General features: G+C 58.4%; 13 protein-coding genes. 12 read left to right on the forward strand and 1 reads right to left on the reverse strand.

Features of this window, described 5'->3' with window-relative positions; translation table 11 throughout:
• Positions 1-189 precede the first annotated feature (189 nt).
• From DOM57_RS20505 to ssuE, 11 genes are all read left to right on the forward strand, one after another.
• Positions 190-1,023 carry a DODA-type extradiol aromatic ring-opening family dioxygenase gene (locus DOM57_RS20505; RefSeq protein WP_110651236.1) on the forward strand — a complete coding sequence of 278 codons (834 nt, stop codon included), beginning with the start codon at positions 190-192 and terminating at the stop codon, positions 1,021-1,023.
• Positions 1,020-1,292 (forward strand): hypothetical protein, encoded by a 273-nt coding sequence (locus tag DOM57_RS21885; RefSeq protein WP_162619617.1) that lies wholly within the window; start codon positions 1,020-1,022, stop codon positions 1,290-1,292. Before DOM57_RS20505 ends, DOM57_RS21885 begins: the two co-directional genes overlap by 4 nt.
• A 130-nt stretch (positions 1,293-1,422) precedes the next feature.
• On the forward strand, positions 1,423-2,046 hold the full coding sequence (locus tag DOM57_RS20510) for a MarR family winged helix-turn-helix transcriptional regulator (RefSeq protein ID WP_162619618.1): 624 nt from the start codon (positions 1,423-1,425) through the stop codon (positions 2,044-2,046).
• A 312-nt stretch (positions 2,047-2,358) separates the two neighbouring features.
• Complete coding sequence (locus DOM57_RS20515; RefSeq protein WP_110651240.1) at positions 2,359-3,141, forward strand: SDR family NAD(P)-dependent oxidoreductase; 783 nt, start codon at positions 2,359-2,361, stop codon at positions 3,139-3,141.
• Positions 3,142-3,158: 17 nt separating this feature from the next.
• Positions 3,159-3,326, forward strand: a complete 168-nt coding sequence (locus tag DOM57_RS21890) for a hypothetical protein (protein ID WP_162619619.1) — start codon at positions 3,159-3,161, stop codon at positions 3,324-3,326.
• A gap of 405 nt (positions 3,327-3,731) precedes the next feature.
• Positions 3,732-4,658: a CysB family HTH-type transcriptional regulator gene (locus tag DOM57_RS20520; protein WP_110651242.1), complete on the forward strand. Its 927-nt coding sequence runs from the start codon at positions 3,732-3,734 to the stop codon at positions 4,656-4,658.
• A 113-nt stretch (positions 4,659-4,771) separates the two neighbouring features.
• Positions 4,772-5,839 carry a sulfate ABC transporter substrate-binding protein gene (locus DOM57_RS20525; RefSeq protein ID WP_110651244.1) on the forward strand — a complete coding sequence of 356 codons (1,068 nt, stop codon included), beginning with the start codon at positions 4,772-4,774 and terminating at the stop codon, positions 5,837-5,839.
• Between the two features lie 45 nt (positions 5,840-5,884).
• Entirely contained in the window at positions 5,885-6,712 is an 828-nt protein-coding gene (gene cysT / locus DOM57_RS20530) for a sulfate ABC transporter permease subunit CysT (protein WP_110651246.1), read from the forward strand.
• Positions 6,713-6,722: 10 nt separating this feature from the next.
• Positions 6,723-7,589: a sulfate ABC transporter permease subunit CysW gene (gene cysW, locus DOM57_RS20535; RefSeq protein ID WP_110651248.1), complete on the forward strand. Its 867-nt coding sequence runs from the start codon at positions 6,723-6,725 to the stop codon at positions 7,587-7,589.
• Positions 7,586-8,695 carry a sulfate/molybdate ABC transporter ATP-binding protein gene (locus tag DOM57_RS20540; RefSeq protein WP_110651250.1) on the forward strand — a complete coding sequence of 370 codons (1,110 nt, stop codon included), beginning with the start codon at positions 7,586-7,588 and terminating at the stop codon, positions 8,693-8,695. The genes cysW and DOM57_RS20540 overlap by 4 nt, the downstream gene beginning before the upstream one ends.
• A gap of 359 nt (positions 8,696-9,054) precedes the next feature.
• Positions 9,055-9,672: an NADPH-dependent FMN reductase gene (gene ssuE / locus DOM57_RS20550; RefSeq protein WP_110651251.1), complete on the forward strand. Its 618-nt coding sequence runs from the start codon at positions 9,055-9,057 to the stop codon at positions 9,670-9,672.
• Between the two features lie 214 nt (positions 9,673-9,886).
• On the opposite strand, the gene DOM57_RS20555 is transcribed toward ssuE, so the two are convergent.
• Entirely contained in the window at positions 9,887-10,684 is a 798-nt protein-coding gene (locus tag DOM57_RS20555; protein WP_338056509.1) for a rhodanese-like domain-containing protein, read from the reverse strand.
• On the opposite strand from DOM57_RS20555, the gene DOM57_RS22485 reads away from it, so the two are divergent.
• Positions 10,583-10,906 (forward strand): hypothetical protein (locus tag DOM57_RS22485; protein WP_239496356.1); only part of this gene is annotated, 324 nt, incomplete at its 3' end. The genes DOM57_RS20555 and DOM57_RS22485 overlap by 102 nt on opposite strands.

A 10,906-nucleotide genomic window follows, 5' to 3' on the forward strand; every position in this document is an offset into this window, starting at 1 on the left:
GAATACCGCAGCAAGCCAATAGCGGGCACTATCATTTCTATTCGAGAACTCGGCATCCGGCATCCCATCGGGATTCAATCCGCATCTTTCCCGGCACAAGCCACCTATGCAGCGAGAACATTGCTATACAAACTAAATCCCTAGACGTACTCTTTCTTCAATCGTCATCTCACCCGTAAGGAGAGTTCGTTGGCAACACTCTGCGGCCTCTTCGGGGTACCACATACCCCGGCCTTCCCCAAACTCGTGAACGACGGCGTCGGACCAGCCGACGAGATCCGGCGTATGTACGGGCGTGTGCGCGAGCGTGTCGTCGACGCATCGCCGGACATCGTCCTGGTGCTCGGTGACGATCACCTCAACACCTTTTTCCTCGACAACTTCCCGGCATTCGCCGTAGGCATGGCGGCTTCGACCTGGGGACCCAACGATGGAACCGAAGGGCTCCCGCCGCGCGCCGTGCGATCCGACCAGATCTTCGCCGAGTACGTCCACGCACACTTGACCTCGGTCGGGATCGAGCCAACAGCCGTGCGCGAATATGCCATCGACCACGCCATGGTCGTGCCTCTGCATTTCCTGCTCTCAGACCTCGACGCGGCGATCGTGCCGGTTTGGATCAACGAACTGGTGCCGCCACTCCCTACGTCGACTCGCGCCTATGAATTAGGTGCCCGACTCAGGGAAGCAGTTGAGCGTTATGACGCCGATGCCCGCATCGCTCTGGTCGCCTCCGGCAGCTTCTCGCTGGAGGTCGGCGGGGTACGCATTGCACCGAACGCGAACTACGGGGTCCCGGATCCGGAGTGGTCAGAGACCGTCGTAGCCCATCTACGTGGGGCTCGCGCGTCGCAACTGGTCGCTCTGGCGACGCCGGAACGACTAAACCGCGCCGGGAACGCGGGAGGCGAGTTGCTTGCTTGGCTCGCTGTCTGGAGTGCGGCCGGCGGCCGGGCTCCAGAATTCGTCGATGTACAGCCACAGTTCGGACACGCTTATGCGTCGTGGGAGGTCGAGTCATGAGCGCATACGAGGGATCCCGCTTTCTGCACGACGTCGCGGTCAATCCAGCCCTGCGCGAACTCGCACGGGTGATGCCCGAGCGCGCACTGTCGTCCTATGGCCTGTCAGAACTCGAGCGCGCGCTGTTCCTCGCCGGAGAGGTCGGCCGGCTGTATGAACTCGGCGTGAATGACTTCCTGCTCCACAATACGCCGCGATTCGGTCTGTTCGGTCTGGACATGGCGACCTACTCGGAGCGCATGCGCGGCGCGGCGTCTAGGGATTCGTGAGCGATGCACCTCAACCCACACCTTAGCGGGAGCATACCTTCCGCCGTCGTACTCGACATATACGTCAGCCCAGGCACTCACACGCACCCAATGGCGCATACCTCGATCAAGCTGCAGTCTGCGCACGATCATGAGTGAGGAGAACTCGGTCGCGGCGGGGTCCGTGCCTCGAGGCATCGAGGAAACAAGGCCGACAGTCACGCCTCTTCCCGTCGAACGCGCGCCAGGATTCGCTCTTCGTGCCGCCGAGCAGGTGAGGACGGCGCTGTGGCGATCGATCGTGGGCGAGTTTCCGAGCACTCCGCAACTCGCACTACTCCTGACACTCGACGAGCCAGGGCCCAGACATCAACAGGCCCTGGCCGACCGTATCGCGGTGGACAAAGCGACGTTGACCGCACTGTTGGCGACTTTTGAGAGTCGGGGGCTCAGCCAACGCAGCGCCGACCAGCGTGATGCCCGCCGTCGCACCGTCGAGCTGACGGCCCAGGGGCGCACAACGGCGTTGGCAGCCATGAAGACTGTATCGACCGTTGATACCGAGTTGCTCGCGCCGCTCGATCCCGACGACCGCAGGATCGTCTCGGAGTTGTGGCGCACGGTCGCGAAGACGGACGGATCGCCCACTCCGGTGGCAGCGGGCGGATTGGATGCAACGCCGGGATGGTGGCTGCGGAGGACATCAACGTCCATCCGCGCAGCCGGCTACGCATCGGGATGGTGCGATTGGGCATGCGCACGAATCTGGAGTTGATGGAGTACCGGGCGCCCGACCAACGCGAGTCGCATCCGCGAAACTCCGACATCGGAGCGAGCCATCTCTGTCTCTATGTCGACGACGTCGACGCGGCAACGGCGTACTTCCACTCCATTCCAGGTGTACAAGTGCTTGGCTCGCCCACGGACGTCGGTTCCGGTCAGCCGAACGCCGGCCGAGGTTCGTCTATGTCCTCACGCCATGGGGCTACCAGATGGAACTCATCAGCGTTCGGGGACGCATGGCCTATGACCGGGACGATGTACCCCGCCTCTCCCAACCTGGGTATTGGAATACAGGAGATGACTCATGAGTGGATACGACCTGGACGGAAAGATCGTCCTAATCACCGGCGGCGGATCGGGAATCGGGCTCGCCACCGTGCGCGCGTTCGTAGAGAAAGGAGCCCAGGTCGTCGTTGCCGACCGTGATCCAGCGGCGGCGGCGGTGGAGGCCCAGCGTCCCGTGCACACCACGAGCCTGGACACCACCGCCGAAGGGGCTCTGCAGGCATGGGTGGATGGCGCCGCCGCGACGTTCGGTGGCGTGGACGTTCTGGTCAACAACGTTGGCGTCGCCCCCTTTCGGGACAGCTTCCTCAACGTGAGCGATGACCAGTGGAAGAGTCTGCTCGAGGTGAATTTCTTCTCCGCGGTCCGTGCCTCGCGCGCCGCCATCCCATACATGATCGAGCGCGGCGGAGGCGCGATCGTGAGCTTGGCCAGCGACGCCGCGACACAGCCTGACCCATTCTTCGTCGATTACGCCGTGTCCAAGTCGGCCGTGCTGAGCTTGTCGAAGTCGATTTCGATGGAGTTCGGCCCGCAAGGCATCCGCGCTAACTGCGTCGCTCCGGGACCGACGGCGACTCCCGCGATGGACGGTTTCCTGGAGAGTCTGTCGAAGGATCTCGGCAAATCCTTCGAAGAGGCGAAAGAGTACTTCGCGAAGGATATGCGAAAGCTGCCCCTAGGCAGGATGAATGACCCCGCCGATGTCGCGGCGGTCATCGTCTTCCTCGCCTCAGGTCTTGCGCGGCAGGTGACCGGCGCATCGTACCGGGTGGATGCCGGATCGCACATCTATCTCTGATCGCGAAGGAGCACACCATGGGAAAAGTCGCCAAGTACGTCGAGTTACCACTGCGACCGGAGAAGATCGAGGAGTTCCGAGCGTTGCTCGAGGCCAATCGACAACACACGAAGATCGAAGCGGGCACGATGGTATGGGCGAGCTATGACGTCATAGGGAAACCCAACAGTGTCGCGATGTTCTAGGTGTATGCGGACGAGTCCGCCTCGCAGGAGCACGATCGGTCACCGGCGTTGGCGCCCATCCTGGAACGACTCGACGAGTTTCTCGACGGCGCCCCAACCATCGTGAGCCTGGAGTACCGTATAGGCAAACAAGACGTCTGATGTCCGACTGCCGACGGGCTCGGCCGCCCTGCTACGAGCACCCGAACCCGTTCGCTTTGATCCCGCATCTCACAGGCGTCCGCCTGGAGACATCCCAGACACTATCGTGACAACAGCGGTTTTCATCGTATTGATCCAAAATACTTATTCTAAATAAGTATAACCTGATCACTAATAATTCAATACAGTTATGAAAAATATCTATTTATTGCGATAAGCGGGGGGACTTTATATTCCAAAAAATACAAATCGACAGAGCTTGCCATGAACCTTCAACAGTTGCGTATCGTGCGTGAAACCGTTCGGCAGCGTTTCAACCTGACGGAAGCGTCGAATGCGCTGTTCACTTCGCAGTCGGGGGCCAGCAAGCATATTCGCGATCTCGAGGATGAATTGGGCGTCGAGCTTTTCGAGCGCCGAGGCAAGCGTATCCTAGGCTTGACGACTGCAGGCAGCACGCTACTTGAGATCATCGAGCGCATCCTGCTGGATGTCGAGAATCTGAAGCGTTCAGCACATCAATTGGCGCACCAGGATCAGGGACGCCTGGCCATCGCCACGACGCATACACAAGCGCGCTACTCACTTCCTCCAATCATTGCCCGGTTCAAGGAAAAGTTTCCCAAGGTCAACCTGGAACTGCACCAATGTGGTCCCAGCGAGATCGTTGCATTGCTCAAGAGCGGCACGGTGGATATCGGCATTGCCACAGAAGGCGTCAATGAGGAGAACTCGTCGTTCGTTCGTTTTCCTTTCCATTATTGGCATCACAGCATCGTGGTCCCCGATGGCCATGCATTGACACGCACGTCGCCCCTGACCCTGGAAGCCGTTGCCGATTACCCCATCGTGACCTACCACGAAGGCTTTACCGGCCGCGCCCGGATCGACCAGGCATTCGAGTCCGCCGGTCTCGTGGCGAACGTCGTACTCACCGCGCTCGACGCCGATGTGATCAAGACATACGTCGAATTGGGACTGGGAATCGGCATCATCGCTTCCCTGGCCTATCACCCCGAGCGAGACCGGGGTCTGGAGCTGCTATCGGGCAACGACCTCTTCCCCAGAAACACCACCTATCTGGCACTGCGGCGCGGCCACTTTTTACAAGCCTTCGCCTATGAGTTTCTGCATCTTTGCAGCGCCGAACTGGACGAGACCACGGTGCAACGCGCCCTGGATGCCCGCTGAGCTAATCGCTATTCGCGATAAAGATTACATTTTTTATTACTTTTTTACACAATTATTGACCCATTAGAGTGGCCAAGCGTACCCGCAACTCACTTCTCAAGGGATCACGACCGATGAAAACACTATCGACACTGGCATTGGCAAGCGCACTGGGAATATCCGCACTGGGCGCTTTACCCGCTCAGGCCGAGGACATCCAGCTCCTGAACGCTTCCTACGATCCGACACGCGAGCTGTATCAGGATTACAACCAGCTCTTCAGTCAATGGTACGAAGAACAGACGGGCGACACCGTCACCGTCGAGCAGAGCCACGGAGGATCCGGTGGACAATCCCGTTCGGTCATCGATGGCCTACCCGCAGATGTGGTCACCCTCGCACTGGGCTACGATATCGACGCCATTGCCGACCGCACCGGCAAGATTCCAGAGGATTGGCAAAGCAAACTCCCCCACAACAGCGCCCCGTATACGTCGACCATCGTTTTCCTGGTACGCAAGGGCAATCCCAAGAACATCCAGGACTGGGACGACCTCACCAAGGATGACGTCGAGGTCATTACGCCCAACCCCAAAACCTCCGGCGGTGCTCGCTGGAACTTTCTGGCGGGATGGATCTACATCCTCAAACAGGAACTCGGAGACCTGAGCAAGCTCGACGACCCGCAATACGCCGATGAGGTCGAGTCGGCACAGGCAGCAGCGCAGCAGTATGTTTCGGAACTTTATCAACACGTTCCCGTGCTCGATTCCGGCGCGCGTGGCGCAACCAACACTTTCGTTCAACGAGGGCTCGGCGATGTGCTGCTGGCCTGGGAAAACGAAGCCTTTCTCGCCACCCAGGAACTCGGTCAGGATCAATTCGATATCGTCGTTCCCTCGGTCAGCATCCTGACCGAACCACCGGTTACCGTGGTTGAAGGCAATGTCGAGAACAAGGGCGAGGGTGCGGAGAAAGCGGCCAATGCCTATCTCGAGCACCTTTATTCCCCCGAAGCCCAGAAGCTGATCGCGGCGAATTATTACCGTCCGATCAATCCGGAAGCAGCGGACCCGGAAGATGTCGCCCGCTTCCCCGACCTCGAGTTGCACACCGTCAACGAAATCTTTGGTGGTTGGCGCAAGGCCCAGGAGACCTATTTCAACGATGGGGGCGTGTTCGACAAGATCTACCAACCCTGAACGCCGACCGGCTTCTCGAATCGACATCAGGAAACCATTACCGACATGAGTCAACGCAAATCGATGCTTCCCGGTTTCGGGCTAAGCTTGGGTATCACGGTCTTTACCGTCTCGTTACTGGTGCTGATTCCGCTCTTGGCTCTCGTCACCCGATCCGCCGAGCTCAGTCTCGGCGGAATCTGGGACACGCTCGCGGATCGCCGCGTCCTGGCGGCGTTTCGCGTCAGCTTCTCGACCGCTTTCGCGGCCGCCTTTCTGAATATTTTCATGGGCCTCGTCGTCGCCTGGGTTCTGGTCAGATATCCCCTGCCCTTCAAACGCTTCTGGGATTCCCTGATCGATCTACCCTTTGCCTTGCCCACCGCCGTGGCGGGCATCGTACTGACGACGCTCTACTCCCCCAACGGCTGGTTGGGGCAGTTTTTCGCCGATCTCGGCATCCGTGTCGCCTTCACGCCGCTGGGCATCACCATCGCCCTGATCTTCATCGGCCTGCCTTTCGTGGTCAGAACCGTCGAGCCGATTCTCCAGGATCTGGATCGCCAACAGGAGGAGGCTTCGACCAGTTTAGGGGCATCACGCTGGCAGACGTTTCGACGAGTTTTACTGCCACCTCTGATTCCCGCGATTCTGACCGGTTTCTCGCTGGCTTTCGCACGAGGACTCGGGGAGTACGGCTCGGTCATTTTCATTGCCGGCAACATGCCGATGAAATCCGAAATCGTCCCCTTGCTGATCGTGACCAAACTCGAGCAATACAACTACCCGGGAGCGACGGTCATCGCCCTGGCCTCGCTAGTCGTGGCCTTCGTCATGCTGCTGGTCATCAATGGCCTGCAGCACTGGACTCGAAAACGCACCGGGCGCGGGTAAGGATATCGCCATGAATACGCAAGCCACGAAGATACAACGCCGACCGGCTCCCACCGAAGCCTCGCCCTGGGTACGCTACCTCTTGAGCGCCCTGGCACTGGTAATCATCGGACTATTCTTGATCCTGCCCTTGGTTTCCGTTCTGGCGGAGGCCTTTCGCGAGGGATGGCAGGCTTATATCAGTGCCATTACCGATCGCTATACGCGTCATGCCATACTCTTGACGCTGACCACCGCGTTGATCTGCGTTCCCTTGAATACCGTATTCGGCATTGCCGCGGCCTGGTGCATCGCCAGATTCCAATTCCCCGGACGCAGCCTGCTGACGACACTGATCGACCTACCCTTTTCGGTCTCTCCCGTCATCGCAGGGCTTGTGTTCATCCTGATTTTCGGCAGTCAGGGCTGGTTTGGCGGCTGGTTCACTGCCCACGGCTTCCCGATCATTTTTGCCTTGCCCGGCATCGTCCTGGCCACCATGTTCGTGACGCTGCCTTTCGTCGCTCGTGAGCTGATACCCCTGATGCAGGAGCAAGGCTCCGAGCAGGAGGAAGCCTCGATCATGCTTGGCGCCGGTCCATGGAAAATGTTCTGGACCATCACCCTGCCGCGCATCAAATGGGGACTGCTCTATGGCGTCATCCTGTGCAATGCGCGCGCCATGGGAGAATTCGGTGCCGTGTCGGTGGTCTCCGGGCATATTCGTGGCTCCACCAACACTCTGCCTCTCCACGTCGAGATTCTTTACAACGAATATCAATTCAGCGCGGCCTTCGCGGTTGCTACGCTGCTGGCCGGCCTGGCCATCGTGACCCTGATCGTCAAATCCATCGTCGAGTGGCGACAGCAGCGCCAATGGGAGAACGCAACGCAATGAGCATCCACGTCAACCATCTCACCAAGCGCTACGGCAACTTCACCGCTCTCGACGATATAGAACTCTCCATCGACGACGGCGAACTGGTCGCGCTGCTCGGTCCTTCCGGATGCGGCAAGACCACACTGTTGCGCAGCATCGCCGGCATGGAATTCGCCGATAGCGGTAGCATCTTGCTCGAGGGGCGAGACATGACCTACGAGCCGATACGCCATCGTCAGGTCGGATTCGTGTTCCAGCACTACGCCCTGTTCAACCACATGAGCGTATTCGAAAATGTCGCTTACGGCCTGCGCGTCAGGCCGCGCGCTCAGCGCCCCGCCGAAGCCGAGATCCGGCGACGAGTGCATGAACTGCTGGAACTCGTCCAACTGGACTGGTTGGCCAAGCGCTTCCCGCCGCAGCTATCCGGCGGCCAGCGTCAACGCATCGCCCTGGCGCGAGCGCTGGCGGTGGAACCCCGCTACCTGCTGCTGGACGAACCCTTTGGCGCACTGGACGCCAACGTACGCAAAGAATTGCGCCGCTGGCTGCGACGACTGCACGAAGAACTTCACGTGACCAGCCTATTCGTTACCCACGACCAGGAAGAAGCGATGGAGGTCGCCAGCCGCATCGTGGTCATGAACCATGGCCGGATCGAACAGGTCGGAACCCCCGAGGAAATATACGACGAACCGCACACCCCCTTCGTCTCATCGTTCATCGGTAATGTCAATATTCTGCGCGGCGCCATCCGGGAAGGCGCATTCCATACCGGCAACTGGCAAATTCCACTTCCCAAGGAAGCCCGGGAAATCCATCATCCCGAGGAGCAGGATGCCTTCATTCGCCCGCACGATATTGAAATCGTGAAAGACACGGCAGTCCCCTGGCGGGTACGCATTCAGCACATTCAACCCATGGGCAGTAGCTATCATGTCGAAGCCGTACCCATTGCCTTGAATGGGGACAATGGCCCTCATATAGAGAACGATTTGATCACCATCGAATTGACTCGACAGGCATACAAAGCCTTGGCCATCGACACCAACGACGAAGTCGGTATCGATATCCACCATGTTCATTGGTTTTACGATCATGCCACCGGGACCGCTGCCTCTTAATCCCAGACGGGCCTGGATTGAAGATGATCCATAGCAGTTTACGTCCCTGTATTACGATCTCTATTCACTTAGGTGCCCACTAAAACAGTGGGCATTTCGACCATCCCTCGGTGATTGACTCCGCAAAGCCAGTCAGGGGACGCCAGAACGTCAAGGCAATCGCTGCACTGGGATTCATGCCCAACTATCTCGTGACGAACAATCCCGACGTAGAGTACCTCGACGACCTTACTGACAAAGATCGAATCGCAGTGCCCACGGCAGACGTTGGCTTTCAATCCAGAACTATGCCGCAGTCCCTGAAATATAGTATCCAATATTATTGATTTATCCCTGATTCCAGAGACTGTTAGGATCCGATGACATTGATTGGCAATACCAAAGGGCTTTTTATGAATATCGTTACACTGGCCGGCAGCCCCGGCGCTTCGTCTCGCTCGACCGCCATGCTTGACTATGTCAAGCACAGCCTTGTGCACACCGGGGCGACAGTTTCATCATTCCGACTCGACGACTTCGATGCCAACACCCTCGTCCAAGGGCGCTGGAATGATCCAACGATTGTCGAGTTGCGCCAGGCCGTTGCCACTGCCGATGCCCTGGTGATTGCCACTCCCGTGTATCAGGCGTCTTTTAGTGGTGGCCTGAAACTCATGCTCGATGTGCTGCCCCAAGGCGCGCTGAAACACAAAACGGTGCTGTCACTTGCCGCCGGTGGGAGCGATCAACATCTTCTCGTCCTCGATTATGCGCTCAAACCGGTACTGTCGTCGCTGGGAGCCTACCACCAACTCGCTGGGATCTATGCCTGCCCGTTTCATATCGAGAAGGACGAGGATGGCGAATACCGTCTCGGCAAGGAAATCCGCGGGCGTCTGGATCTTGCCATCACGGAGCTTTCGGAGGTCCTCAGCGTTCACACATCCCAAGATCATAGCGTGCATCGTCAAAACAAAGGCAACTTGGCTCTCGTCTAAAAAGGCCATGACTTTACTATTTTATGGCGCTATTGGATGTCCAGAAAGATCGCTTCACCGCCAGAAGCCAAAAACAGGTTGTGGTCATCTCAACAAGTACAATATCAGATCAACATAAAAAAGATTGCCCTGTCTCGACGGGGCAATCTTTTTTCAATCATATCGTGATAATGCGCGCTCCTAATATCCGCACAAGCCATGTTCATGTCGTCAATTAAATGACGAAGAATCCATGGGTACCGTCTTTTTTTAGTTGCTCGACCAGACCGAATTCCCAATCGAGATATCCCTGCATCGCTTCGCGGGCATTGTCGGTTCCTTCATAGGGACGCCGATATCGATCGATAGTCGGGGAAAGTCGTGTTCCCTCGCCGGTTTCCAGCGGCAGACCGGCATCGTTCCACGCTTGAGTTCCTCCGGCCAGCACGACGAAGCGGCGCTCTCCGACCTGAGGCAGATCCGCCCATGCATAACGCGCCAGGAGGCTGCTGCCACACGTCAACACGACGGTGTGCGATGAGGGCAATGTCGAGACATGATCCACGACATCCTTGCGAAGAATCCAACTGGCGCCAGGAATGTGTCCGCGTTGGTAATTGGCCCATGAAGTGAGATCAAGTATCTGGACAGCGCCATCCGTGAGCCATTCCGATAGCGCCTTTGGGGTAATGGTTCCGGCTTCGACGACAACGGGCCGCGGTATCTTCTCCTCCCCGACTTCACGGAAGTCCGCGGGTTTCAATCCATCCACCACGTAGACTTCCCAGCCCATCTGGGCAAGCCATGAAGCCGTCATGTTGGCACGTGTACCATCGTCGTCTATCAGCGCGATTCGGGCACCTCTAACGCCCACGATATGATCGGTTTCCTGCACCAATTGCCCACCCGGTGCTGACCGCGATCCCGGCACGTGACCGGCCCAATACTCCTCAGGGGAACGCACATCGAGGAGATACCCCGTCCGCGCGTCATCCAGGAAAGCTGGCAGATCATCTCTGGAAAGCCGGCGCACGCCAGCACGTTCGGCAACGTCCAATGCCCGGATACTGGCCCTGACCCGCTGATGCGAACTCTCGCCAGCGTCCTGGTCCTGATAGCGGCGTTGCTGACCGACCTCGAGATCGAATCCTTCCAGCGTCCAGCCAATGGTGCCGTTGCGCAGCGCGCTTACTGGATTTCGGATACCGGCGTTGACGAGCGATTGGGTGCCGATGATGCTACCCCGACTTCGACA

Origin of the sequence: Salinicola peritrichatus (genome assembly GCF_003206715.1) — a bacterium.
Classification (GTDB): domain Bacteria; phylum Pseudomonadota; class Gammaproteobacteria; order Pseudomonadales; family Halomonadaceae; genus Salinicola; species Salinicola peritrichatus.

Coding starts and splice junctions, on each gene's coding strand:
- DOM57_RS21885 (WP_162619617.1), top strand. CDS start 1,020: ATGAGCGCATACGAGGGATCCCGCTTTCTGCACGACGTCGCGGTCAAT.
- DOM57_RS20510 (WP_162619618.1), top strand. CDS start 1,423: ATGAGTGAGGAGAACTCGGTCGCGGCGGGGTCCGTGCCTCGAGGCATC.
- DOM57_RS20515 (WP_110651240.1), top strand. CDS start 2,359: ATGAGTGGATACGACCTGGACGGAAAGATCGTCCTAATCACCGGCGGC.
- DOM57_RS21890 (WP_162619619.1), top strand. CDS start 3,159: ATGGGAAAAGTCGCCAAGTACGTCGAGTTACCACTGCGACCGGAGAAG.
- DOM57_RS20520 (WP_110651242.1), top strand. CDS start 3,732: ATGAACCTTCAACAGTTGCGTATCGTGCGTGAAACCGTTCGGCAGCGT.
- DOM57_RS20525 (WP_110651244.1), top strand. CDS start 4,772: ATGAAAACACTATCGACACTGGCATTGGCAAGCGCACTGGGAATATCC.
- cysT (WP_110651246.1), top strand. CDS start 5,885: ATGAGTCAACGCAAATCGATGCTTCCCGGTTTCGGGCTAAGCTTGGGT.
- cysW (WP_110651248.1), top strand. CDS start 6,723: ATGAATACGCAAGCCACGAAGATACAACGCCGACCGGCTCCCACCGAA.
- DOM57_RS20540 (WP_110651250.1), top strand. CDS start 7,586: ATGAGCATCCACGTCAACCATCTCACCAAGCGCTACGGCAACTTCACC.
- ssuE (WP_110651251.1), top strand. CDS start 9,055: ATGACATTGATTGGCAATACCAAAGGGCTTTTTATGAATATCGTTACA.